At 51.6% G+C, this 23,960-nt stretch carries 22 protein-coding genes and 3 tRNA genes; 22 read left to right on the forward strand and 3 right to left on the reverse strand.

Annotated features, from left to right (window positions below; genetic code table 11):
• Positions 1-51 precede the first annotated feature (51 nt).
• The 3 genes from C9J01_RS25600 (at position 52) to C9J01_RS25610 (ending at position 340) form a co-directional block, all read left to right on the forward strand.
• Positions 52-127: transfer RNA gene (locus C9J01_RS25600), tRNA-Gly, on the forward strand.
• Between the two features lie 42 nt (positions 128-169).
• A tRNA-Met gene (locus C9J01_RS25605) sits at positions 170-246 on the forward strand.
• Between the two features lie 18 nt (positions 247-264).
• Positions 265-340 (forward strand) — tRNA-Gly (locus C9J01_RS25610).
• A 786-nt stretch (positions 341-1,126) separates the two neighbouring features.
• Here the strand turns inward: C9J01_RS25610 and queG are convergent.
• Positions 1,127-2,254 (reverse strand): tRNA epoxyqueuosine(34) reductase QueG, encoded by a 1,128-nt coding sequence (queG, locus tag C9J01_RS25620; RefSeq protein ID WP_170114935.1) that lies wholly within the window; start codon positions 2,252-2,254, stop codon positions 1,127-1,129.
• Between the two features lie 181 nt (positions 2,255-2,435).
• Here queG and C9J01_RS25625 point away from each other — a divergent pair, with 181 nt between their 5' ends.
• The 12 genes from C9J01_RS25625 (at position 2,436) to motX (ending at position 15,884) form a co-directional block, all read left to right on the forward strand.
• Positions 2,436-3,926: an NAD(P)H-hydrate dehydratase gene (locus C9J01_RS25625; RefSeq protein WP_107300929.1), complete on the forward strand. Its 1,491-nt coding sequence runs from the start codon at positions 2,436-2,438 to the stop codon at positions 3,924-3,926.
• A 7-nt stretch (positions 3,927-3,933) separates the two neighbouring features.
• Positions 3,934-4,398 (forward strand): tRNA (adenosine(37)-N6)-threonylcarbamoyltransferase complex ATPase subunit type 1 TsaE, encoded by a 465-nt coding sequence (gene tsaE / locus C9J01_RS25630; protein WP_107300930.1) that lies wholly within the window; start codon positions 3,934-3,936, stop codon positions 4,396-4,398.
• Between the two features lie 4 nt (positions 4,399-4,402).
• Complete coding sequence (locus tag C9J01_RS25635) at positions 4,403-6,295, forward strand: LysM peptidoglycan-binding domain-containing protein (protein WP_158264599.1); 1,893 nt, start codon at positions 4,403-4,405, stop codon at positions 6,293-6,295.
• Positions 6,296-6,297: 2 nt separating this feature from the next.
• Complete coding sequence (gene mutL, locus C9J01_RS25640; RefSeq protein WP_107300931.1) at positions 6,298-8,430, forward strand: DNA mismatch repair endonuclease MutL; 2,133 nt, start codon at positions 6,298-6,300, stop codon at positions 8,428-8,430.
• The gene (gene miaA / locus C9J01_RS25645) at positions 8,423-9,358 is read left to right on the forward strand and encodes a tRNA (adenosine(37)-N6)-dimethylallyltransferase MiaA (protein ID WP_107300932.1); all 936 of its coding nucleotides are present in this window, start codon (positions 8,423-8,425) and stop codon (positions 9,356-9,358) included. Before mutL ends, miaA begins: the two co-directional genes overlap by 8 nt.
• An 86-nt stretch (positions 9,359-9,444) precedes the next feature.
• On the forward strand, positions 9,445-9,714 hold the full coding sequence (gene hfq / locus C9J01_RS25650; protein ID WP_107300933.1) for an RNA chaperone Hfq: 270 nt from the start codon (positions 9,445-9,447) through the stop codon (positions 9,712-9,714).
• A 25-nt stretch (positions 9,715-9,739) separates the two neighbouring features.
• Positions 9,740-11,029: a ribosome rescue GTPase HflX gene (hflX, locus tag C9J01_RS25655; protein ID WP_107300934.1), complete on the forward strand. Its 1,290-nt coding sequence runs from the start codon at positions 9,740-9,742 to the stop codon at positions 11,027-11,029.
• A 56-nt stretch (positions 11,030-11,085) separates the two neighbouring features.
• Complete coding sequence (hflK, locus tag C9J01_RS25660; protein ID WP_107300935.1) at positions 11,086-12,243, forward strand: FtsH protease activity modulator HflK; 1,158 nt, start codon at positions 11,086-11,088, stop codon at positions 12,241-12,243.
• A 2-nt stretch (positions 12,244-12,245) separates the two neighbouring features.
• Positions 12,246-13,244: a protease modulator HflC gene (gene hflC / locus C9J01_RS25665; RefSeq protein WP_107300936.1), complete on the forward strand. Its 999-nt coding sequence runs from the start codon at positions 12,246-12,248 to the stop codon at positions 13,242-13,244.
• A gap of 88 nt (positions 13,245-13,332) precedes the next feature.
• A complete protein-coding gene (locus C9J01_RS25670) occupies positions 13,333-13,527 on the forward strand; it encodes a DUF2065 domain-containing protein (protein WP_107300937.1) in 195 nt (64 codons plus the stop codon).
• Between the two features lie 122 nt (positions 13,528-13,649).
• Entirely contained in the window at positions 13,650-14,966 is a 1,317-nt protein-coding gene (locus tag C9J01_RS25675; protein ID WP_107300938.1) for an adenylosuccinate synthase, read from the forward strand.
• 288 nt (positions 14,967-15,254) lie between these two features.
• The gene (motX, locus tag C9J01_RS25680) at positions 15,255-15,884 is read left to right on the forward strand and encodes a flagellar protein MotX (RefSeq protein ID WP_107300939.1); all 630 of its coding nucleotides are present in this window, start codon (positions 15,255-15,257) and stop codon (positions 15,882-15,884) included.
• Between the two features lie 71 nt (positions 15,885-15,955).
• Here motX and hmpA read toward each other — a convergent pair whose 3' ends face one another.
• The gene (hmpA, locus tag C9J01_RS25685) at positions 15,956-17,140 is read right to left on the reverse strand and encodes an NO-inducible flavohemoprotein (protein ID WP_107300940.1); all 1,185 of its coding nucleotides are present in this window, start codon (positions 17,138-17,140) and stop codon (positions 15,956-15,958) included.
• 103 nt (positions 17,141-17,243) lie between these two features.
• Here hmpA and nsrR point away from each other — a divergent pair, with 103 nt between their 5' ends.
• The 7 genes from nsrR to rplI all read left to right on the forward strand — a co-directional run bounded on the left by nsrR (position 17,244) and on the right by rplI (position 22,869).
• Positions 17,244-17,675 carry a nitric oxide-sensing transcriptional repressor NsrR gene (gene nsrR, locus C9J01_RS25690; protein WP_107300941.1) on the forward strand — a complete coding sequence of 144 codons (432 nt, stop codon included), beginning with the start codon at positions 17,244-17,246 and terminating at the stop codon, positions 17,673-17,675.
• A 117-nt stretch (positions 17,676-17,792) separates the two neighbouring features.
• Positions 17,793-20,348 carry a ribonuclease R gene (gene rnr, locus C9J01_RS25695; protein WP_107300942.1) on the forward strand — a complete coding sequence of 852 codons (2,556 nt, stop codon included), beginning with the start codon at positions 17,793-17,795 and terminating at the stop codon, positions 20,346-20,348.
• Positions 20,349-20,351: 3 nt separating this feature from the next.
• The gene (gene rlmB, locus C9J01_RS25700; protein ID WP_107300943.1) at positions 20,352-21,086 is read left to right on the forward strand and encodes a 23S rRNA (guanosine(2251)-2'-O)-methyltransferase RlmB; all 735 of its coding nucleotides are present in this window, start codon (positions 20,352-20,354) and stop codon (positions 21,084-21,086) included.
• 346 nt (positions 21,087-21,432) lie between these two features.
• A complete protein-coding gene (rpsF, locus tag C9J01_RS25705) occupies positions 21,433-21,825 on the forward strand; it encodes a 30S ribosomal protein S6 (RefSeq protein WP_107300944.1) in 393 nt (130 codons plus the stop codon).
• A gap of 7 nt (positions 21,826-21,832) precedes the next feature.
• The gene (priB, locus tag C9J01_RS25710) at positions 21,833-22,135 is read left to right on the forward strand and encodes a primosomal replication protein N (protein ID WP_107300945.1); all 303 of its coding nucleotides are present in this window, start codon (positions 21,833-21,835) and stop codon (positions 22,133-22,135) included.
• Between the two features lie 16 nt (positions 22,136-22,151).
• Positions 22,152-22,379: a 30S ribosomal protein S18 gene (gene rpsR, locus C9J01_RS25715; protein WP_002539422.1), complete on the forward strand. Its 228-nt coding sequence runs from the start codon at positions 22,152-22,154 to the stop codon at positions 22,377-22,379.
• Positions 22,380-22,416: 37 nt separating this feature from the next.
• On the forward strand, positions 22,417-22,869 hold the full coding sequence (gene rplI, locus C9J01_RS25720) for a 50S ribosomal protein L9 (protein WP_107300946.1): 453 nt from the start codon (positions 22,417-22,419) through the stop codon (positions 22,867-22,869).
• Positions 22,870-23,006: 137 nt separating this feature from the next.
• Here the strand turns inward: rplI and C9J01_RS25725 are convergent, their stop codons facing one another.
• Entirely contained in the window at positions 23,007-23,762 is a 756-nt protein-coding gene (locus C9J01_RS25725) for a DUF481 domain-containing protein (protein ID WP_107300947.1), read from the reverse strand.
• Positions 23,763-23,960 lie beyond the last annotated feature (198 nt).

A 23,960-nucleotide genomic window follows, 5' to 3' on the forward strand; every position in this document is an offset into this window, starting at 1 on the left:
AGGTCGTCGGTTCAAATCCGGCCCCCGCAACCAATTCTCTTTAGAGAATATGCGACACTAGCTCAGTTGGTAGAGCGCAACCTTGCCAAGGTTGAGGTCACGAGTTCGAACCTCGTGTGTCGCTCCAGTTTACAGTTCTCACGGTACTTTAACGGTGACACAATACGGACGCGGGGTGGAGCAGCTTGGTAGCTCGTCGGGCTCATAACCCGAAGGTCGTCGGTTCAAATCCGGCCCCCGCAACCAATTCTCTTTAGAGAATATGCGACACTAGCTCAGTTGGTAGAGCGCAACCTTGCCAAGGTTGAGGTCACGAGTTCGAACCTCGTGTGTCGCTCCAATTTCATTGCTGCCGCTGCTATAGGCAGGGGAACGGCAAAGCTACTACTGTGAAGTATTAGTTCAACTGCAACATTCCTGGGTTAATCGATTCTCGATAATCTTGTGTGTTGTCCCAATGTTCCATAACCGAAGTGTTATTGGGAACCATTATGAAGCGATCAGCTTCGAAAACATCATCGTAGATATTGCCCCTGCAGCCTTATGGCTGTTTATTTTTATCCTGCAATATCCAGATGCTCTGTTTAGTGTCAAAAGGCGACACAAGCTCTTTGAATGGTTTGATACGGGTAATGTAAATTGCCAGCAGGGAGCTGTGAATCGTATCTATCTTAATTTATCCCGACCAGCTTATGCCTGAATGCCTTGTCGTTCGTGGGTTTGAGCCTGTGGCGGATAGAAAATACTGAGATCGTGCACAGAGTTATCCACAAATATATCTTGTGGGTAAGTCGGTTGATTACGTGTGCCGATACCGTGTGAACAAGTCTGTATTTATCTTTTTATTCTTCAATAAAACAATAATCGATAAAAAAATACCCACAGTGTAAGGTGTTGTTTTTTATGGTCTTGGTTTGAGTTATTCAAGACTTATATACAACTTGATCCACTCTGTGGATGTTTGGATAACTTTTTTTGAATAGCTGGATTTGGGCTGTGTTTAATATTGGGAATAGCAGATAAAGAGACAAAAATGAAAATGTTTTCCACATTAGTGCAGAAGCCTGATCAAGCTCTCACTATGTGTGGATAACGTTGCAATATGCTAGCCGGGCTATTTTTCCAGCTAGGCATCGCGTGGTAGGCCTTTTTCCACGATTCGCACCAGCCGTTTGGTGCTAGCAGGTAGTACGCTGACAGCATCTTGTTGGCGCTTCTCGTGCTGTTTATCCTTCGCCCAGCAGATATGTTCATCCAACAAAGCACTTTCACCCTCTCTGGACTCCAATGCCTCGATAATGTCTGGGCTGTAAGGGGCATTTCCCATCGCAATCGTCAAATTTCGTAACCATTGGATGTGGCCGATACGGCGAATGGCAGAGCCTTCGGTATTTTTAAGGAAGGTTGCTTCTGTCCAAGCATAGAGTGTAGTCAAAGGCTGCAACTTTAAGCTGTCACGGCAGTGATAATCCGCTTCTTTTGTCACTTCTGAAGAGCGGTTAAACGGGCAAACGAGTTGGCAATCATCACAGCCATACACCCGGTTACCGATGGCTTCTCGGAATTCTTCAGGTATCACACCATCAAACTCAATGGTCAGATAAGAAATACACCTTCTGGCATCAACTACACCTTCCTCGACAATGGCTTTGGTGGGGCAGCTTGTCATGCAGGCAATACACTTGCCGCACTGATTTTCTTCAGGCTTGTCGATAGGTAGAGGTAGGTCAATAAGCAGCTCGCCAAGAAAGAACCACGAGCCTGCCTGCTGGTTAAGTAACAAGGAGTGCTTGCCTGTCCATCCCAGCCCGGCCTTTTCAGCCAGTGGACGCTCCAGAATAGGGGCGGAGTCGACAAATGGGCGGTAGCCGAAGGGACCGACTTCCTGCTCAATCAGCTGGCCGAGACGCTTTAGCCGGTTTCTAATCAGCTTGTGGTAGTCGCGGCCAAGGGCATATCGGCTGACATAGGCCGTTTCTGGATGGCTGAGGCTATAGGCAAAGCCTGCTTCGGGAGGTAAGTAGTCCATCCTTGCACTGATCACACGGACCGTGCCTGGGTGCAATTCAGCCGGTCTTGCGCGCATCATGCCATGGCGGGCCATCCAGTCCATGTCACCATGGTAGCCAGCCTCAAGCCAGCGCTGAAGTTGGGCTTCATGCTCGCTAAGATCGACATCGCTGATCCCAACCTGCTGGAAGCCGAGTTCTAGGCCCCATTGCTTGATTTTTTTGGTCAGATCGCGATAGTCGATAGTCATACTGGCTGTACCGGGCTTAATTGGGGGCGGAAGTTTACCACAACCACAGCAAATGTTGAGAGGATCATCATGAAGATCTTTACCTGATATTCGTGCACAGTAAGGTTATCGTTAAAATGGACAGTATTAGGAAGGCTAAAACTCAGCAGGCCAAGCGGCGAAGGGGGAGTATGTCATGAGTGCGGAACAATGGTCTGGCAAATTATACCGGGCTGAGCAGGTCCGTCTTGGAGAACGTCAGGCGGCGGCCCAGCAATCGCTAGCCATGTACCAGTTGATGGAACGTGCCGGTACGGCGGTCTTTCAAGAGCTTAAGCAGGATTTTACCTGCCCGTGCTCGGTGCTGGTATGCTGTGGGGGCGGGAATAATGGTGGCGATGGGTATGTTGTTGCTCGTCTAGCCCGGGATGCGGGCTACCAAGTGACGCTCTGGCAGATGGGGGATGCCGCAAAATTGCAAGGCGATGCGGCATTGGCGAGGGATGCCTGGCTGGCTACTGGTGGGCAGATATTGCCGCCGGCGGCGGTGATCCCGTCGTCGATCGATGTGGTCATTGATGCCCTGTTGGGAACAGGCCTCAGTGGCGAGGTGCGGCCAGAAGGGAAACAGCTGATCTCAATGATCAATCAGATCGCGCTTCCTGTTATTGCGATCGACATTCCCTCAGGGCTTTGTGCCGATACCGGAAAAGTCTTGGGTGAAGCGGTAAAAGCGCAATCGACCGTGACCTTTATTGGGTCCAAGCAGGGATTGTGGACCGCACAGGCGGCAGAATATGTAGGGCTGGTAAAGTTTGCCGGCCTGCAGGTCGCTGATGACTTTGAACAGATTGAACCACCTTCCGCCTGCTTGATCCAAGCCGGTGATGTTGCATCTTGCTTGCCCCCGAGATCCCGCAGTGCCCACAAAGGCGATCATGGTAGGATCATTTTGGCCGGCGGTGATCACGGTATGGGGGGCGCGATCCGGATGGCTTCAGAAGCCGCAGCACGATCCGGGGCGGGTTTGACGGCCGTATTAACGCAACCTGACAATGTGTTGTCAATTGTGACGGCGAGACCTGAAATAATGGCAACAGGTTGGCAGCAAACGGATAAGTCGGTATTGGTGCAGCGCCTAAAATGGGCTGATGTACTGGTTTTAGGACCGGGTCTGGGCCAATCCGATTGGAGTGAAGCGTTGTACCGCCAATTGGCTGACTCGGAAAAAAGCCTAGTCGTCGATGCCGATGGATTGAACTTATTGGCGCGTTCACCAGACTATAAAAATAATCGTATAATTACTCCTCACCCTGGAGAAGCCGCGAGGTTGCTTGCTTGCTCGGTACAAGAGGTGGAAGCCGATCGCTTTCGTGCCGTAAGGGCCCTTCAGCAAAAGTATGGCGGAGTCGCTGTACTTAAAGGGGCCGGGACTCTAGTCGATGATGGTAACCAGTGCTGGGTGTGTGCTGCTGGCAACCCTGGTATGGCGACTGGTGGTATGGGTGATGTGCTATCCGGCATCATCGGGGCTTTGCTAGGCCAAGGTTTGTCCCTGGCGGCTGCGGCCCGATGTGGTGTTTGGATCCATAGTACGGCAGCCGACCGCTGCGCTGCTGAGGGAGAGCGTGGTATGCTTGCCGGTGATTTGTTTCCTCATATTAGACAATTAGTAAATCCAAGATAAGAAGATAATGCATAGTATTGAAATCCTGCTTGCCGATGAGCAGGCGACGGTAGATCTAGGCTACAAACTGGCACATGCCTGCCAGCGTCAGACCACCATTTATTTGCACGGTGATTTGGGGGCAGGAAAAACCACATTCAGTCGTGGTTTTATACGTTCCCTCGGCCATCAGGGCAATGTGAAAAGCCCAACGTATACATTGGTCGAACCTTATGAGCTACCGCCTTGGCAGGTCTATCATTTTGATTTGTACCGCCTTGCCGATCCTGAGGAACTAGAGTTCATGGGGATCCGTGATTATTTTGCCGCAGATGCTATTTGTTTGGTGGAATGGCCAGAGAAAGGGGCGGGTCTGTTGCCAGAAGCCGATCTTGAACTGGACATGCGCTATCACGGTGAACAACGCAAAGTCACCCTGACCGCGAATAACCAATACGGTAGTGAACTCATTAAGCGCTTGGAGTTGTGTTGATAGGATGTCGTTACGGGCTTTTTTTCATGCTGTAGTTTTAGGGGCCAGTCTGTTTAGTTCACTGGCGATGGCAAATGAGCTGAAGGGTATCCGGGTTTGGCCGGCACCGGACGAAACTCGCGTGGTGCTGGACCTTTCCGAGGATGCTGTTTTTAGTTACTTCACCTTGACCAAGCCCGATCGCTTGGTGGTGGATCTCAAGCAGACAACATTGAAAACCAAGCTGCCTGTGGTGGTGAAGGACAGTGCAATCCTGACCAAAATCCGCAACAGCGGAGCACCGGAGAAAGGCACTTACCGCCTGGTACTGGAAATGAAATCGGGCATGACCCCGAATCTATTCAAACTGGCACCGACACCGGATGGGACTTATAGCCACCGTCTGGTGATGGACTTGCCACATGGCAAAGCTGCAGCAGTAAAGAAGCCTGAACCGGCATCAAAACCAAGTGTAACCAACCAACAGGCAATCTTGCCTTATGGTACCGATGACATCATTGTTGCTATCGATCCCGGCCATGGTGGTGAAGATCCGGGCTCCATTGGCCCAAGCCGCTTGTATGAAAAGAAAGTGACGTTGGATATTGCCAAGAAGGTGGCAGCACGGATCAATGCGACACCGGGCATGAAGGCGGTGATGACCCGTCAGGGGGATTACTTCGTCAACCTCAACCGACGGACAGAAATTGCCCGCCAGAAACGTGCCCATCTATTGGTATCGATTCACGCTGATGGTTTCCATAAGCCACAGCCGCGCGGGGCATCGGTTTGGGTACTCAATACCCGCCGTGCTAATAGCGAGATCGGCCGTTGGATTGAGCAGCATGAGAAGCAGTCTGAGTTGCTCGGCGGCGGTGATGTACTGTCCGGCGGCAATGATGACCAGTACTTGAGTATGGCGGTACTCGACCTACAGTTTAGCCACTCGCAGAAAGAAGGCTATGACGTGGCCAGCCGGGTGCTGAAAGAAATGAGTAAGGTGACCACCTTGCACAAGAGCAAGCCGGAACATGCCAGCTTGGCAGTGCTTAAGTCACCTGATATCCCATCGTTGCTGGTTGAAACCGGTTTTATTACCAACCCGACCGAAGAGCGGCTGCTAAACTCGAAGTCACACCAGAATAAATTGGCGGATGCGGTGTTCCGCGGGGTACTGTCGTACTTCAACGAGAAGCCGCCGGAAGGGACCTTGTTTGCTTCTCGCAATCAGGGTATCAAGCATAAAGTGACCAGCGGCCAGTCGCTGAGCGTGATTGCCAATCGCTACGGTACGTCAGTCGCGGCGATCAAGCAGGCCAATAACCTCAAGTCAAATACCTTGAAGGTAGGGCAAGTGCTGGTGATCCCAGGTCAAGCACCCGTTACGGCTCCGGCCGCTGCAGCTGTGGCGACCACCACCAAAACGGTGACCCACACTGTTAAGCGTGGTGATTTCCTTGGCAAGATCGCTAACCAGTATGGGGTGACTGTTGCCAGCATTCGGCGTGACAACAACTTACGCTCCGATGAACTGGCGATTGGCCAAAAACTGAAAGTATCAGTGGCGGCGCCGGTAACGAGACCGGCCCCAGCCGTTGCCTCGACGACCACCACCAAAACGGTGACCCACACTGTTAAGCGGGGTGAGTTCCTTGGCAAGATTGCGGGCCAATATGGTGTTACCGTGGCCAGCATACGCAGTGCCAACAAGTTGCGTTCTGATGAGTTGGCCGTGGGGCAAAAGCTGAAAATTACGGTGAAGGCGCCGGCCTCGGTGATCCATACCGTGCAGCGTGGTGAGTTTCTCGGTAAAATTGCTGCCCGCTATGGTGTGACCGTGAGTCGCCTGCGTGAGGCAAACCAGTTACGCACCGATAAACTGGCGGTTGGACAAAAACTTACTATCCCGAGTAGTTGATTATGCCTATTCAGATCTTGCCAGCTCGGTTGGCGAACCAAATTGCGGCTGGCGAGGTTGTCGAGCGACCCGCATCGGTAGTCAAGGAGCTGGTTGAAAACAGTCTTGATGCTGGGGCAACTCGAATCGATATTGATATCGACAAGGGCGGCAGCCGGACTATCCGTATCCGTGATAACGGTAAGGGGATACCGAAAGACGAGCTCGGCTTGGCTTTGAGCCGCCACGCAACCTCGAAGATTGCGACCCTTGACGATCTCGAAGCCATTGCCAGCCTTGGCTTTCGTGGTGAGGCGCTGGCCAGTATCAGCTCGGTCTCGCGCCTGACTCTTACCTCTCGTACCGCTGACCAGGAAGAAGCTTGGGCTGCCTACGCCGAAGGGCGGGACATGGAGGTACAGCTCAAACCTGCAGCCCACCCGGTCGGTACTACGCTGGAAGTGCTGGATCTGTTTTTCAACACCCCGGCCCGGCGCAAGTTCCTCCGTACCGAAAAAACCGAATTCGGCCATATCGATGAGCTGTTGAAGCGTATTGCGCTGAGCCGGATGGATGTCACCATCAACCTACGCCACAACGGCAAGGTGGTGCGTCAGTACCGTGCGGCTAATACCCAAATTCAGAAAGAACGCCGCTTGGCCGCAGTATGCGGGCAGGCGTTCTTGGATCATGCGCTGGCGGTTGAGTTGTCCCATGGCGATCTCAAGCTGGGCGGTTGGATTTGCAGCCCGCAAGGTGCCCGGGCGCAGAATGACATCCAGTACTGCTACGTCAACGGCAGGATGATGAAGGATAAGCTGATCAACCATGCTATCCGCCAGGCCTACGAGAGCAGCTTGGCGCCTGATCAGTATGCCGCTTATGTGCTGTTTATCGATGTCGACCCGCATCAGGTCGATGTTAACGTTCACCCGGCCAAGCATGAAGTGCGTTTCCATCAGGCTCGTTTGGTGCACGATTTTATCTGCCAGGGTTTGCAAAGCGCGTTGATTGAAGGGGCGGCGGATGATCCCGAGCAAGTTATGAATATCCCTGCGCCAAGGGCCAGTGCCCATGCGCCGCAGACCGCCTATGCATCTCCTGCATCAGGTGCTTCTTCATCACATGAACAGGGCATTGCTGAGCCAGATGCTGCCTTAGCTGCTATTGCACGCACGCCAGACTATCCAAACAAGGCCCCCGCGCGCGATTGGCTGTCCAGTGGCGGCTCGGCAGGAAATACCGAAAGCCAAGAACCTCGTCCTCAGCGAACCGAGCCATCAGGCACTTCGGCATACCGTGAGCGCTCTACGCCAACTCGCCCCCAATCCCAGGAACAGCATATTTATCGTGATAGCGATTATTCCTCAGGTGGATCTGGGAGCACGGGACGTGGTGGTAGCCGTGCACGTTATCAGGAAGATGGGCCGAGCCCGGAAGAGGTTGAGGCCTACCAGCAGTTGATGCGCACCGTGGAACCATCCCCTCAGCCTACTTCAGCTGCGCAGGTACCGGCTCAACAGCAAATGGCCCCGGCTATCTCCCAGCCAGAGACTCGGCAGGATGCTATCGATACCGCCAATGGGGTTGGTTTGGGCAAGGCGTTGTCACTGGTCGCAAAACAATATTTGCTGCTCAGCCGGGATGATGGTTTGGCACTCCTTTCTCTGGCCCGGGCACAGGGCCTGCGAACCAAAGGCCAATTGCGTTTAGCTCAGACTGAAGGGTTGAAGCCCCAGCCGCTGCTGATCCCGCATTCCATCCCCGTTGAGCCGAATATGGTAGACTGCGCCGAGCAACATGCGATGCTGCTCAAGCAACTCGGTATCCAGCTCAAGGCTAAGAACAAACAGCAGCTTATTGTCTTGTCGGTATGCCAGCCACTGCGCCAGCAAAATTTGCAGCAATTGATCCCGGCGCTCCTGGCTTACTTGGCTGCAGTAGCCGAAGATCCAGAGTCGCAGGGCTGGGATAAGCTACTGGACTGGCTTTCTGGCCACCTGACCGTGGCCACTGAGGCCTACACCTTATCGCAGGGTATCCAGTTGGTCACCGAGCTTGAACAGCTGTGGGGCCCACAACTCGAACACTATTTTCCAGACTTGTTGCGTCCGGTTGACGTGAGCGCAGCAATAGAAGCTTTTAATTATGACTAAGCCACTACCTCAGGCAATTTTCCTGATGGGCCCGACTGCATCGGGCAAGACCGATTTGGCGATCCGATTACGCCAACAACTACCTGTAGAGTTGATAAGCGTTGATTCAGCCCTTATCTATAAAGATATGGACATTGGCACCGCCAAACCGGATGCCGATGAACTGGCGCAGGCACCCCATCGATTGATCGATATTCGTGATCCAGCGCAAAGTTATTCAGCTGCGGACTTTCGCGCTGATGCACTGAAAGAAATGGCTGATATAGTTGCACAAGGGCGCATTCCTTTATTGGTTGGTGGTACTATGTTGTACTACAAAGCATTATTGGAAGGTTTATCACCGTTGCCAGCGGCTGACCCGGCGATCCGAGCTCAGATAGAGCAGGAAGCGGCGGACAAAGGCTGGCAGGCGATGCATGAGGAGTTGGTACGGATTGACCCGGTTTCCGGGGCGCGGATCCACCCCAATGATCCTCAGCGCCTTTCACGCGCATTGGAAGTTTTTCGTATTTCGGGTAAAACTTTAACTGAGCTTACGAAAACTCAAGGTGATGCCTTGCCTTACAGGGTTCACCAGTTTGCAATAACTCCCACGGATAGGGCTGTGCTACATCGGCGGATCGAGCAACGTTTTGAAAAGATGATCGAAGCAGGTTTTGAACAGGAAGTTCGTGCTTTGTATGAGCGAGGTGATCTGCACCCAGATCTGCCTTCAATACGTTGTGTAGGCTACCGTCAGATGTGGGAATATTTGGACGGGCAGTGCTCTTTGGATGAAGCGGTATTCCGCGGCATTTGTGCCACCCGTCAATTGGCGAAGCGTCAGATCACCTGGCTGAGAAGCTGGAAAGACCTGACGTGGTTGGATAGCAGTGACCCAGAATCTGCGTTACAAACCGTCACAAACTCAGTTAGATGTGATGTTTGATTAGCGTGTATACTGATTACTGTTTTGCGTATTTTTAATTTTGTTCGTTGCTAACTACAACTACAAACAAATAAGGAAAAGAAATAATGGCTAAGGGGCAATCTTTGCAAGACCCATTTTTGAACGCTTTGCGTCGTGAAAGAATCCCAGTTTCAATCTACCTGGTTAACGGTATCAAGCTACAGGGCCAGATTGAGTCTTTTGATCAGTTTGTGATCCTACTGAAGAACACTGTTAACCAGATGGTATACAAGCACGCGATTTCTACTGTCGTGCCTGCACGTCCAGTTAATCACCACCACACAGGTGACCGCCCAGCTTCGGCAGACCGTTCACAAGAAAAAACCGAAGAATAATATTCTTCATTAAGGAGTTGATTGCTTGTTTGACCGTTATGAAACCGGTGAGCAGGCAATTCTTGTTCATATCAACTTCACTCAAGAAGGGGAGTGGGAAGACCTAAGCGAATTTGAAATGCTGGTCTCCTCAGCGGGAGTTAATACGCTACGGGTAGTAACTGGTAGTCGTAAAACTCCCCACCCTAAGTTCTATGTGGGTGAAGGTAAAGCACAGGAAATTGCCGAAGCGGTTCGGGCTGAAGACGCCGAAATCGTCATATTCAACCATTCACTTTCTCCAGCGCAAGAGCGTAACCTGGAGCAAATTTGCAAATGTAGGGTACTGGACCGCACCGGTCTGATCCTCGATATCTTTGCACAGCGCGCGCGTACCCATGAGGGTAAGCTACAGGTAGAACTGGCGCAGCTACGTCACATCTCAACCCGCTTGATCCGCGGTTGGACCCACCTTGAACGACAGAAAGGCGGGATCGGCTTGCGTGGACCGGGTGAAACCCAGTTGGAAACGGACCGCCGTTTGCTTCGCGACCGAATCAAGACGATATTGCGCCGTCTTGAGAAAGTAGCCAAGCAGCGCGATCAGGGACGCCGGGCACGTAACCGTGCTGAAATCCCAACGATTTCACTGGTTGGTTATACCAACGCCGGTAAGTCGACGTTGTTTAACCGGGTCACCGATGCCGGCGTTTATGCCGCTGACCAGCTGTTTGCCACCCTAGATCCAACCCTGCGTAAGATTGACGTGGCCGATGTCGGTACTTCAATCTTGGCCGACACGGTAGGTTTTATTCGTCACCTGCCTCACGACTTAGTTGCAGCCTTCAAAGCAACCCTGAAAGAAACCCAGGACGCCAGTTTGCTGTTGCATGTCGTCGATGCCAGCGATGATCGTTTCCGTGAAAATATCGAAGCGGTTGATGCGGTACTCGAAGAAATCGACGCCAACGAGGTACCAACCTTGGTGGTGATGAATAAGATCGATAATCTGGAAGGGGCTTCGCCGCGTATTGAACGTGATGATACCGGTGTACCCCAGAGAGTGTGGGTTTCGGCGATGGAAGGGCAGGGCATTGACCTGTTGTTCGACGCCCTGACCGAGCGCTTGTCGGGCACCATGGTGAAACATACCCTGCGATTACCACCGCAATTTATTGGTCGTTACCGCAGTAAATTTTACCAATTGGGCTGTATTGTCAGTGAGGAATACGACGACGATGGCAGCCTGAAAATCGACATTCGTTTGCCACTGGCAGAGTGGTCTAGGTTACAAAAAAGAGAAAGTACTTCGTTAGATGACTTTATCGTTGCTTAATGGACTGCTAGAGTAATAAAAAAACTGTCGTCATATCATATTGATGGAGTTCTATAATGGCGTGGAATGAGCCTGGTAACAACGGCGGCCGTGATAAAGACCCTTGGGGGAACAATAATCGCGGTGGTCGTGATCAAGGTCCGCCGGATCTCGATGAGGTTTTCTCAAAACTGAGTCGTAAATTCGGTGGCATTTTGGGGAATAAAAAGGGACCTTCGACTGGCGGCAGCGCTGCAGGTCTTGGGGTAATCGCAGTGCTGGCTGCAGCGGTATGGGGCTTTTCTGGTTTCTATACCATCGGCGAAGCGGAGCGCGGGGTTGTTCTGCGCTTCGGTAAATTCTACGAAATGGTAGATCCGGGTTTGAACTGGAAACCTACCTTTATCGATGAAGTCGAGCCAGTCAACGTACAGGCAATTCGTTCTTTGCGCAGCTCAGGCCTGATGCTGACCAAAGACGAAAACGTACTGAAAGTCGAAATGGACGTTCAGTACCGCGTGGCTGAGCCACAGAAATACCTGTTCAGCGTCACCAACGCGGATGACAGCTTGCGTCAGGCTACTGACTCTGCACTTCGTGCGGTGATCGGTGACTCGACCATGGATGAAGCCTTGACTACTGGTCGTCAGGTGATCCGTGCCAATACGCAAGAAGCTATCGATAGCATCATCCAGCGTTACGACATGGGTCTGTTGGTAGTTGACGTCAACTTCCAGTCTGCCCGTCCGCCAGAAGCGGTGAAAGACGCCTTCGATGATGCCATCGCTGCGCGAGAGGATGAGGAGCGTTTCGTTCGTGAAGCAGAAGCTTACAGTAATGACATCTTGCCGAAGGCAACTGGTCGTGCTGAGCGTTTGAAGAAAGAAGCGGAAGGTTACTCTGAGCGAGTGATTAACGGTGCACTCGGTGAAGTGGCACAGTTTGAAAAGCTGTTGCCTGAATACCTAGCTGCCACTGAAGTTACGCGTAACCGTCTGTACCTTGAGACAATGGAACGCGTTTACTCGAACACCAGCAAAGTGATGGTCGACTCGCAGTCAAGCGGCAACCTGCTTTACCTGCCATTGGACAAACTGGTTAACCCTGCCCAGCAGAGCAGCCAGCCAAAGAGTGGCTCGTCTAGCGATTACGGTATCGAACTTGAAAAAGTCGAGACCGCCCCAGTATCAACTGCTCCACGTAGTACCGATACTGGCCGTCAGGGGAGATTTTAATTATGCGTAAGTTAATGATCCCTGTGATTGTTGTCTTTATCGCGACATTGCTAATGTCAATGTTCGTGGTCCAAGAAGGCGAGCGCGGTATTGTGGTTCGTTTCGGCCGTATCCTTAAGGCGCCTGATTCGGATGTAGCAAAGATCTACGAGCCGGGCCTGCACTTCAAAGTGCCGGTGTTTGACCGTGTCCGTACTCTTGATGCCCGTATCCAGACCATGGATGACCAGGCTGACCGTTTCGTAACGTCTGAGAAAAAAGACGTGATCATCGATACCTACGTGAAGTGGCGTATTGAAGACTTCGGCCAGTACTACCTAACTACCGGTGGTGGTGATGTCTCAACGGCAGAAGCGCTATTGAAACGTAAGGTGGTCGACAGCCTACGTGCGGAGATCGGTTCTCGTGAAATCAAGCAAATTGTTTCTGGCCCGGATCGTGGTGGGCAGGTAGACAATAATGCTGTGGCTGAAGAAGATGACGCACCAGCGTCTGAAATCGTGGCTGAAGTCGCTCCTCGTAAAGAGGTTGAAGGCCAGCGTGATCAAATCATGGCCAATGTATTGGCCGACATCAAAGTCAGCGCGTTTAAAGACTTGGGTGTTGAGGTGGTGGACTTCCGAATGAAGAAAATCAACCTGCCAGATGAGATCAGTGAATCTATCTACCGCCGTATGCGCGCTGAGCGTGAGTCGGTTGCCCGTAAGCACCGTTCTCAAGGTCGTGAGAAAGCGGAAGTTATCCGTGCTCAGTCTGAGCTAGAAGTCGCGAAGATCATCGCGGATGCTGACCGCCAGGCGCGTGTTGTGCGTGGTGCTGCAGATGCAGAAACCGCTCAAATCTACGCAGGTGCGTTCAACAAGAATCCGGAGTTCTATAACTTCCTACGTTCTTTGAAGGCGTACGAGAATAGCTTCAACTCGAAGAACGACATCTTGGTGGTTGACCCGAATACGGAATTCTTCAAATACATGAAAGAGTCCAACGCGGTCGCTAACTAAGTACCATTAAGGTTGTGATTAAAAGGCAAGACTTCGGTCTTGCCTTTTTTATTGGGTATAATCCGGCCACCAACGCGAGGAGATGACAATGAGTAAGGCAATCTGGATGGCATTGGGGCTAGTGCTTGTGTTTGAAGGACTTGGCCCTTTACTGGCCCCGAGGGGTTGGCGAGAAATGGTGAGCCAATTGAGTCAGCAGGATGACAATTCCCTGCGCCGAATAGGTGGCTGCCTAGTGGTCGCCGGCAGTGTTATCGCCTATATGATGTACACTAGTATGTAAATTCCGCTAGCACGTTTGCGTGACAGCCTTCTTGCGGTTTTGTGGCTTATGGTCAAAAAATGACTGCAAGCCAACGTTGAAGGTGCTAGAATCCCTTTTTAACTACTGATAGACGAAGAAAGATGGCAAATAATGTAGTCGTTCTTGGCACCCAATGGGGTGACGAAGGTAAAGGTAAGATCGTAGATCTATTGACCGAAGATGCAAAATACGTAGTGCGCTACCAAGGTGGTCACAACGCTGGTCACACCCTAGTCATTGACGGTGAAAAAACTGTCCTTCACCTGATCCCATCAGGTATCCTACGTGACAACGTTAAATGTATCATCGGTAACGGTGTTGTACTTTCTCCAGACGCACTGATGAAAGAAATGGGCCCACTAGAAGAACGTGGTATCCCTGTTCGTGAACGTCTGTTCCTGTCAGAAGCTTGTCCGCTAATCCTTCCATACCACATCGCTCTTGACCAGGCGCGTGAAATCGCACGTGGTAAGAAAGCGATCGGTACAACTGGCCGTGGTATTGGTCCAGCTTACGAAGATAAAGTTGCTCGTCGTGGCCTACGTGTTGGCGACCTATTCGACAAAGAAGCATTTGCCGAGAAGCTTAAAGAAGTAATGGCTTACCACAACTTCCAGCTTGAGCATTACTACAATGCTGAGCCGGTAAGCTACGAAGAAGTTCTAGAAAACATCATGGCTCAGGCTGATATCCTGACTGCAATGGTTATCGACGTAACTAAAGAACTTGATGATGCACGTCTACGTGGCGACAAGATCATGTTCGAAGGTGCGCAGGGTACACTGCTTGATATCGACCACGGTACTTACCCGTACGTAACCTCTTCAAACACAACTGCTGGTGGTGTTGCTGCAGGTTCTGGCTTCGGTCCTCGTCACCTTGGTTACATCCTAGGTATTGCGAAAGCTTACTGCACCCGTGTTGGCGCAGGTCCTTTCCCGACTGAGCTTTATGACGGTCAAGACAAACAAGACCCTGTTGGTAAGCACCTAGGTGAAGTAGGTAACGAGTTTGGCGCAACGACGGGTCGTCTACGCCGTACCGGTTGGTTTGATGCAGTTGCTATGCGTCGTGCTATCCAGATCAACTCAATCACTGGCTTCTGCCTAACCAAGCTAGACGTACTAGATGGCCTGGAAGAGATCAAGATCTGTACTGGCTACAAGACGAAAGATGGCGAAATCCTAGAAGTTTCTCCAATGGCGGCTGACGCTTACGAGAACATCGAGCCAATCTACGAAACAGTACCTGGTTGGTCTGAAACAACATTCGGTGCTAAGTCTCTGGATGCACTGCCACAGACAGCGCTAGACTACATCGCTCGTATCGAAGAGCTAACTGGTGTTCCAGTTGACATCATCTCTACCGGTCCTGACCGTAACGAGACAATCATCAAGGTTCACCCATACGGTGAGTAATTGCTGATTGCAGTGCGTTAGTACTGTAGCGGTATTGATAGATACGAAAGCCAGCCCATCGGGCTGGCTTTTTTTATGGCTATCTTATTGATTACCTGCAGGAACATAACCCTTTAGAGATGCTGCTGATGTGGGGGTTAGTTCCAAAATTGACCTAACACGATTGCGTCAAAATCCTCTTTAGACTATGTCATAAAGCGTCGGTAAATTGCCGTTTTAGGTGTTTTTTCTCTAAAGTCTTCTGCTCTGCCGCCGATAACGTTAGCACGTTTGGAAAGAGATCTGTCCATGAGCTTACGCCCGTTAATCTTTGCTATTGCCTTGTGCAGCGCGATGCCTGCTTCCGCATTGGAAGAAGTGGGTGATGCTGTGCCTGTGTACAGCGAAAACGAGCTTAACCGGATGTTCGTTTCCAACAATCACTTGCAGCAGGTGCAGGCTGACGATTGCCAACTGGTCCAGGATATCGAGGCCAGGGCGATTCGGGTCGAGTCTCCCTCCTACCAGTTTCTCTATGGCGATATGCTTGCCTGGGGTGTGTGTGTTGAGCGTGATGTCGAGCTTGGTGTTCATTATATGCAGTCTGCGGCTCAGCAGGGCTCTCCAGCCGCGTTGGAGCAGCTCGGGCGGTATTACGCCCGTGGCACCTTGGTCCAGCAAGATCGGGAGCGGGCGATCCCCTACCTGCGTGAAGCGGCTGCGATGGGCAATGTTGATGCCCGTATCCAACTTGCCGAGTTACTGCTGAGTAATTACGGTAGCCCGCTCGATTTTGAAGACGCCTATCGCTGGTTGTATAACACGGTGACGGCAAGTCAAAGCAAACATAACAAGATAGCGAGCTTGCGCCGTGGGCTGGAAAACCGTATGCCAGCCAATGTGATTGCCAGGGCAAAACGACGGGACAGTTTCTGGTAGGAAATAGATTGGCTAGGGGCGAAGCCCTGGGGGAGATAAAAAAAGAGAGGCCGGGGCCTCTCTTTTTGCAATTAGATAACTTTGTGCGGGCCGAAGCATTCGTAGTGAAGTTGCTCCTCGGCAACGCCCATTTCCAGCAGTTGCTTGGCAACATGCTGCATGAAGCCAACCGGACCGCAGAAGTAATAGTGCATACCCGGTGTTACGACCAAGTCTTTGACTTTGCCAAGGTCCATCATACCGTCAAACTGGAAGTCCTCTGCTTGGCTGTCTGAGGCCAGTGGCTCACGGTACCAAGTATTGCTAGTAAAGTGATCATGCTCGGCAACCATGCGTGCGATGGTATGTTTGAAGGCATGGTGGCCACCGTTCTCGGCAGCGTGCAACCAGTGCACATTAGCCTGGTGACCTGTTAAGGTTTCAAGCATCGACAGGGTCGGCGTCAGCCCGACACCGGCAGAAATCAAGGCTACCGGAGTGGTTGCTTCGACATCAAGGAAGAAGTCACCGGCTGGTGGGGCAAGCTGGACTTTATCTCCCACTTTCAGGGTGTCATGTAGGTAGCTTGACACCTTGCCGCCTTCTTCTCGTTTGACCGAAATACGGTATTGATCGGCCTGTGGCGCAGAAGACAGGCTGTATTGGCGGATTTCTTGGAACTCGAAGCCTTCAGGCTGGAGATAGATCCCAAGATATTGGCCTGGCTGGTAGCCGGCAACTTCACCGCCGTCGGCAGGTTTGAAGGTGAAGCTAGTGATCACTGCGCTCTCTTGGGTTTTCTCAGTCAAGATGAACTCTCGGGTGCCACGCCAACCCCCCGACTTGCCTTCGTTTTCCTGGTAGATCTCTTCTTCACGCTTAATAAAGATATCTGCAAGTAGGCCGTAGGCCTCTGCCCATGCATCCAACACCTCTTGGCCTGGGGATAGTAGATCGTCAATGGTACCTAGCAGGTGGCTACCAACAATCGCATACTGCTCGGCGGTAATCATAAAGCTGGTGTGTTTATGGGCAATTTTCTCAACGGCAGGCAGCAGGGCCGGTAGGTTTTCAATATTGTTGGCGTAGGCACAGATTGCATTGAATAGCGCTTCGCGTTGATCGCCGTTGCGCTGGTTGCTCATGTTGAAAATATCTTTGAGTTCAGGGTTGTGGCTGAACATGCGATCGTAGAAATGTGCCGTTAAGGCTGGTCCAGTCTGGGCAATGACCGGGGCAGTCGCTTTGACAATATCGATAGTTTGGGAGCTGAGCATGACTTTACCTTTAATGGTGTATTTATAATATATGTTATAAGTTGTATCGTATCTGTATCTTTTAGTCAATAACCAGATTAAAATGTCGTCAGGAGGAGTTATTGTGCAACTGACGAGTTTTACCGATTACGGCCTACGTGCCCTTATATACTTAGCAACCCTGCCGCAGGGTGAGCTGGCGAGCATTACCAAAGTGACCGAGGTATACGGTGTGTCACGTAACCACATGGTGAAGATCATCAACAAGCTTGGACAGCTGGGCTATGTTGAAACCGTGCGCGGTAAAAATGGCGGGATCCGCCTTGGCATGCCGGCCGATAAAATTATAGTCGGTGATGTCGTGCGGGCTATTGAGCCGCTACAGATCGTCAATTGCAGTGAGGACTTTTGCCACATTACTCCAGCCTGCCGATTGAAAGGCATCCTGTTCGATGCACGCCAGGCGTTCCTCAACGAGCTGGATAACCACACCCTGTCAGAAATGATAGATGACAACCCGCCTTTGCGTGTCTTGTTGGACCAGCCTGAGCTGTAAAACAAAATCAATAACTTCAAATTCTCTCTGGGGAGCTAAATTTTCGACTTGGCTCCCGTCTGTTCACCTAGGGCGCGGATATACTTGAAGTATCTCTTCGCCAACTTGGATCTAATTATGTCAAAAGGTACTACCGATTTACCGGTCGATCCTTTTCGCGATCGCGAAGCATCAAACTACGAAAATCCTATTCCTAGCCGCGAAATGCTGCTGGAAGTGATTCGCGGTTATTCGACGCCAGTCAGCCGCGATCAGTTATTCGAAGAACTGAAACTTGAAGGCGAAGACCAATATGAAGGTCTGCGCCGTCGCCTGCGCGCTATGGAGCGTGATGGCCAGCTAATTTTTACCCGTCGTCAGTGCTATGCCTTGCCAGAGCGCCTCGATTTGATCAAAGGCCATGTGATTGGCCACCGGGACGGGTTTGGCTTCCTGCGCCCGGAAGGCACCCGCAGTAAGGAAGAAGACTTGCTGCTTCCCCACCACCAAATGCGTGGTGTGATCCACGGTGATTACATTCTGGCCCAGGTGGCTGGTACGGATAAACGTGGCCGCCGCGAAGGGCGCGTGGTCCGTGTACTGCAGCATTACGAAGGCCAGATTGTCGGCCGCTTCTTTATCGAAGACGGCATGGGCTATGTAGTGCCGGACGACTCCCGTATTGCCCAAGATATCGTGATCCCGAATGATCAGCGCATGGGTGCGCGAATGGGTAACGTGGTAGTGGTTGAAATCAACCAGCGAGCTACCCGCCAGTACAATGCCGTAGGTAAGGTCGTTGAGGTATTGGGCGAGAACATGGCGCCGGGGATGGAAATCGAAATTGCCCTGCGTACCCACGATATCCCCCATGAATGGCCGGCGGAAGTTGAGAAACAGATCCAGGGGCTCGGCGAAGAAGTTCCTGAGGAGGCCAAGCAGGGCCGTGTTGACTTGCGTAAGCTGCCATTGGTGACGATTGATGGCGAAGATGCCCGTGATTTCGATGATGCGGTCTACTGTGAGCGCAAGAAGTCTGGTGGCTGGCGCCTGTGGGTTGCGATTGCCGATGTCTCCCACTATGTCCGCCCGGATTCAGCACTGGATACCGAAGCCGTGCGCCGTGGTAACTCGGTGTATTTCCCTTCTCAAGTGATCCCGATGTTGCCAGAAGTCCTGTCCAACGGCCTGTGCTCGCTTAACCCGCAGGTTGACCGCCTGTGTATGGTGTGTGAGATGACTATCTCGGCATCCGGTAAGCTCTCTGGCTATAAGCACTATGAAGCGGTGATGAACTCCCATGCACGTCTGACTTACACTAAGGTCAGCAAGATGCTGGAAGGCGATGAGGAGTTGCGCGAGCGCTATGCACCGCTGGTGCCGCATCTTGAAGAGCTATATGGCATGTATAAAGTGCTCAAGACTGCACGTGAAGAGCGTGGGGCCATTGAGTTCGAAACTATAGAAACCCAGTTTATCTTCAATGCCGATCGTAAGATTGACCGCATTGTGCCGGCAGAGCGTAACGATGCCCACAAGATCATTGAAGAGTGTATGATCCTAGCCAACATTGCTTCGGCCTCGTTTGTCGAGAAGGCCAAAGAGCCGGCGCTGTACCGGGTACACGATACCCCGGGTGAAGAGCGCCTGACAGGTTTCCGCGACTTCCTTGGCGAGCTCGGTCTGCAGCTTTCTGGTGGCCTAGAGCCCGCGCCGAAGGACTATGCTGCCTTGGCGGCAATGATCCAGAGCCGCCCGGACCATGAGCTGATCCAGACCATGCTGCTGCGTTCGATGAAACAAGCGGTTTATCAGGCGGATAATATTGGCCACTTTGGTCTGGCCCTGAAGCGCTATGCCCACTTCACTTCGCCGATCCGCCGTTATCCGGACTTGACCTTGCACCGTGCGATCAAATACTTGGTGGCCAAGCAGGAAGGGACCAACAAGGACCGCTGGACACCGACCGGAGGTTACCATTACTCCTTCGATGATATGGATACCCTGGGTGAGCAGTGCTCGATGACCGAGCGCCGTGCCGATGACGCGACCCGCGATGTGGCTGACTGGTTGAAGTGTGAGTACATGCAGGACCATGTCGGTGACGAGTTCGAGGGGGTGATTGCCAATGTGACCGGTTTTGGTTTCTTTGTTCGCCTCAACGAGCTGAATATCGATGGCCTTGTCCATATCTCCAACCTGGCCAATGATTACTACCAGTATGATCCAATTGGCCAGCGCCTAATTGGTGATAGCTCCGGCCAGGTATATCGCCTCGGTGATACGGTGAAGGTCAAAGTGGCGTCGATTAATCTTAATGACCGCCAGATAGACTTTGATATCGTAGGCAGTAACCGCAAGCCGCGTGGGGCTGGCAAAACCGCCAAGAACCGAGAGAAAAAGCAACGCATGCGAAAAGCCGAGGGCATGCAGCGCCAGAGCATGAAGGTATACCGCGTTAAAGGTGGTGAGGCCGAACAAGAGTCGCGTTCGAAGTCGAAGAAAGAACGTAGCTCAGTGCGCCAGAAGCTAAAAGCCGGTGCTATCCCGAAACTTGAAGGCGACAAGGCACCGGAAGGCAAAGGCGGTAAGCAGGGCGGCAAGGGTAAGCCGTCCGCAAAGAAAAAATCGACCAAGGTACGCAAGAAGAAACAGCGTGCCGGGAAGAAAGAACGAGCAGCTAAGAAGAATTAATCCATGAGTAATAACATGATTTTCGGCATTCATGCCGTTAAAGCCGTTTTGGCGGCAGACCCTTCTCGCTTCATCGAAGTTTTTGTATTGAAGGGCCGTGAAGATGACCGTTTGTTGCCGGTGATCAACGAGCTACAAATGCTGGGGATCACTATCCAGCAGGCAGGGCGTAAGGCTCTTGATGATAAAGCCCAAGGCGCATCGCACCAGGGCATTATCGCCCGTGTCCGCCCTGGCAAGCAGTACAACGAGAATGATATCGATGACGTGTTGGCGGGCAAAGAAAACCCACTGTTGTTGGTACTCGATGGCGTAACCGACCCGCATAACCTAGGCGCCTGCCTGCGTAACGCGGATGCTGCGGGCGCGGTAGCCGTAATTGTGCCGAAGGACCGCTCGGCACAGCTTAACGCGACAGCAAGCAAGGTCGCTTGTGGTGCAGCTGAAGTGGTACCGCTTATCCGTGTGACCAACCTGGCCCGTACTCTACGTGCGCTACAGGACAAAGGTGTATGGGTCGTAGGTACCGCCGGTGAGGCCACTCACGACCTTTACCAAAGCAAGCTGACCGGTCCGCTGGCAATTGTGATGGGCGCCGAAGGCGAAGGCATGCGTCGCCTGACCCGTGAAACCTGTGATGACCTGATCAAAATCCCAATGGCAGGCTCGGTCTCAAGCTTGAACGTATCGGTAGCAACGGGTATCTGCCTGTTCGAAGCGGTACGCCAGAGGCAGTAAGCCAAATGTTCCTGTGGTGCTATGGCACTGTGGGGCTATGGTAAAGGAGCGGGAAGGCATCTACTCGCTTCCTTAACACGAAACCCTGTGAGTTAGAGAGTAAGCTAAGGTGCTTACTTGCCTAACTCATGGGGTTTGTTATTTTTCGAACCACAGAACCACAGAACCACAGAACCACAGAACCACAGAACCACAGAACCACATTTCATCACAAATTTCTCTTGCTTCAATTGTCCATTCTCTGTACTATTCTGCCTCCAAATTCTCGGTTATTTATTTTAGTTCCTTGCTTCTCTTGGTTAACCGAGCCAATCCGAGAAGCTGATTAATCCGTAAGGAGCAACCCATGCGTCATTACGAAATCGTATTCATGGTGCACCCAGATCAGAGCGAGCAGGTTGCTGGCATGGTCGAGCGTTACACTGGTGCAATCAAAGATTCTGGTGGTCAGATTCACCGTCTAGAAGATTGGGGCCGTCGTCAACTGGCTTACCCAATCAACAAACTGCACAAAGCACACTACGTTCTAATGAACGTTGAAGCTGAGCAGTCTGTAATTGACGAGCTAGAGTCTAACTTCCGCTTCAACGACGCTGTGATCCGTAACATGATCATGCGCACTAAAGGCGCTATCACTGAGCCATCTCCAATGATGAAGGCTAAAGAAGAGCGTGCCCCACGTCGTGAAGAGCGTGCAGAGCAACCTGCACAGTCTGAAGGCGAAGCTGCAGCTGAGTAATTGTTAAATGACCAATCGTCTGGAGTTATCTGGCGTTATTGCCAAAGACCCCAAACGAAGCCGGTCGCTGGCAGGTGTGCCTCATTGTCACTTTGTGCTTGAGCATCGCTCCTACCAGAAAGAAGCTGACCTACCACGCCAGGTGTATTGCTACATCAACGTGGTAGTAAGCGGGCAAGGTCAACAAGTTCTCACTCAAGATTTAGCTATCGGCAGCCACATTAAGGTAGGCGGTTTTGTCTCCTACCACACCGGACGTAATGGTCTAGGTAAATTAGTGTTGCATGCTGATCACATTGAAAAAATTTAGTTCAGGAGATAAGCCCATGGCACGTTTCTTCCGTCGTCGTAAGTTCTGCCGTTTCACTGCAGAAGGCGTACAAGAGATTGACTACAAAGACGTAGCAACTCTTAAAAACTACATCACTGAAGCTGGTAAAATTGTACCAAGCCGTATCACTGGTACTCGCGCTAAATACCAGCGTCAGCTAGCTCGCGCTATCAAGCGTTCTCGTTACCTAGCACTTCTACCATACACTGACAAGCATCAGTAATCGGTAGCGGTTTAATTAAGTTTAAGAGGACAAGATAATGCAAGTTATTCTACTTGATAAAATCGGTAACCTAGGTGGCCTTGGCGATCAGGTTAACGTTAAAGCGGGTTTTGCTCGTAACTTCCTTATCCCACAGGGCAAGGCAGTAATGGCTACTAAAGCTAACGTTGAAATGTTCGAAGCTCGTCGTGCTGAGCTAGAAGCTAAAGTTGCTGAGCAACTGACTGCTGCTGAAGCACGCGCTGAGAAAGTTAACGCGCTTGAAGCTGTAGTTATCGCATCTAAAGCTGGTGACGAAGGTAAACTATTCGGTTCTATCGGTACTCGTGACATCGCTGACGCAATCACTGCGGCTGGCGTTGAAGTAGCGAAGAGCGAAGTTCGCCTACCTGAAGGTGCACTACGTACGACTGGCGAATTCGAGATCAGCATCCAGCTGCACTCTGACGTATTCGCAACTGTTAACCTAAACGTTGTTGCTGAAGACTAATAACGTTTTGTGTTGATTGCTTAAAACCAGCCTCCGGGCTGGTTTTTTTATGCCTGAAAAATGGTGAAGAGGTGTATTGGGGAAGGGGGGACCTTGATGCTGAGCTTATGGGCCAAGCTGAAACGGTATTTTAGGCGTTACATCTTGAATAGCAGGTTGACCGTCATGGCCGAGTCACGTTTCTTCAGGCCATCTGGTACCCAGCTGTTAAGTTTCTGGTTGTTGCTGATTTTGATAGCAACAAAGTCACTGATGGCGGTGGTGAGGTTGAATTCTGCCTCCATGGTGCTGTTACTGTTACCGGCAATACCCGTAAGTCGTACACCCAATTCAACGGTTTTTGACGGCTTCCAAGTCATCTTGGCGTTGCCACGGAGGATCAGTTCGTCGACGGTTTCTTGCACGATAATATCATCGTCGTCGATTTCATCGAGGTTGGGTTCTTGGTGGCGGTAGCCCGGGCCGGCTTCCACTTCCATCTGGAAGGTTTCTCGCCTTACTAACTGGTAACCCAAACCGGTCGCGAAGGTAAAGTCGGTGAAGTAGGGACCATAGCGGTCATCAACGTAGTTGATGTTGCCCAGCACATAGGTCCGCTCATTGATCTTCATATCGCTCTGCAGTTCGACCTGTCCCTTGCGCTTGTCTTCCTCGCCGTCTTTTTCTGCCAGCAGGAACCTGAATTCACCGGTATGTCGATACTGGTTTTTGACATAGGTGCCCCCAAGGCGGGTATTGAGGGTTTGTGAGTCCGAGTTTCCCCCAAGAGACTGGTAACCAAGTTCAAGCTCGGTGCTCAGTGGTGGCGGGATCCGGGTTGGACGCTCATCACTGGTGGCGGCATTGGCATGGGTGCTGGCAAGCAGTACTAAAGCTAACAGGGTTCTTGCCAAGCGGCCTCCTCATTGGGTGAAACAGTAATTGACCAAACCCGGCATTCTAACCGATTTATGTCATCTTTTGGTCAGGAATCGTGGGTCGAATGTATCAAATTGCTCGCAGGGCTCTATTATGTCATTTCTGGAGGGAAAATCGCTATCAACGCTATATTGATAGATGGACTCGTTCTGAATTAAGGTATAATGCTCGGC

The sequence above is a fragment of the Photobacterium rosenbergii genome, from assembly GCF_003026455.1.
In the GTDB taxonomy this organism is placed as follows: Bacteria; Pseudomonadota; Gammaproteobacteria; order Enterobacterales; family Vibrionaceae; genus Photobacterium; species Photobacterium rosenbergii.

Coding starts and splice junctions, on each gene's coding strand:
- rpsF (WP_107300944.1), top strand. CDS start 21,433: ATGCGTCATTACGAAATCGTATTCATGGTGCACCCAGATCAGAGCGAG.
- hflK (WP_107300935.1), top strand. CDS start 11,086: ATGGCGTGGAATGAGCCTGGTAACAACGGCGGCCGTGATAAAGACCCT.
- hmpA (WP_107300940.1), bottom strand. CDS start 17,140: ATGCTCAGCTCCCAAACTATCGATATTGTCAAAGCGACTGCCCCGGTC.
- miaA (WP_107300932.1), top strand. CDS start 8,423: ATGACTAAGCCACTACCTCAGGCAATTTTCCTGATGGGCCCGACTGCA.
- priB (WP_107300945.1), top strand. CDS start 21,833: ATGACCAATCGTCTGGAGTTATCTGGCGTTATTGCCAAAGACCCCAAA.
- rnr (WP_107300942.1), top strand. CDS start 17,793: ATGTCAAAAGGTACTACCGATTTACCGGTCGATCCTTTTCGCGATCGC.
- C9J01_RS25670 (WP_107300937.1), top strand. CDS start 13,333: ATGAGTAAGGCAATCTGGATGGCATTGGGGCTAGTGCTTGTGTTTGAA.
- rpsR (WP_002539422.1), top strand. CDS start 22,152: ATGGCACGTTTCTTCCGTCGTCGTAAGTTCTGCCGTTTCACTGCAGAA.
- C9J01_RS25635 (WP_158264599.1), top strand. CDS start 4,403: ATGTCGTTACGGGCTTTTTTTCATGCTGTAGTTTTAGGGGCCAGTCTG.
- motX (WP_107300939.1), top strand. CDS start 15,255: ATGAGCTTACGCCCGTTAATCTTTGCTATTGCCTTGTGCAGCGCGATG.
- mutL (WP_107300931.1), top strand. CDS start 6,298: ATGCCTATTCAGATCTTGCCAGCTCGGTTGGCGAACCAAATTGCGGCT.
- hflC (WP_107300936.1), top strand. CDS start 12,246: ATGCGTAAGTTAATGATCCCTGTGATTGTTGTCTTTATCGCGACATTG.
- hfq (WP_107300933.1), top strand. CDS start 9,445: ATGGCTAAGGGGCAATCTTTGCAAGACCCATTTTTGAACGCTTTGCGT.
- C9J01_RS25675 (WP_107300938.1), top strand. CDS start 13,650: ATGGCAAATAATGTAGTCGTTCTTGGCACCCAATGGGGTGACGAAGGT.
- tsaE (WP_107300930.1), top strand. CDS start 3,934: ATGCATAGTATTGAAATCCTGCTTGCCGATGAGCAGGCGACGGTAGAT.
- rlmB (WP_107300943.1), top strand. CDS start 20,352: ATGAGTAATAACATGATTTTCGGCATTCATGCCGTTAAAGCCGTTTTG.
- rplI (WP_107300946.1), top strand. CDS start 22,417: ATGCAAGTTATTCTACTTGATAAAATCGGTAACCTAGGTGGCCTTGGC.
- C9J01_RS25625 (WP_107300929.1), top strand. CDS start 2,436: ATGAGTGCGGAACAATGGTCTGGCAAATTATACCGGGCTGAGCAGGTC.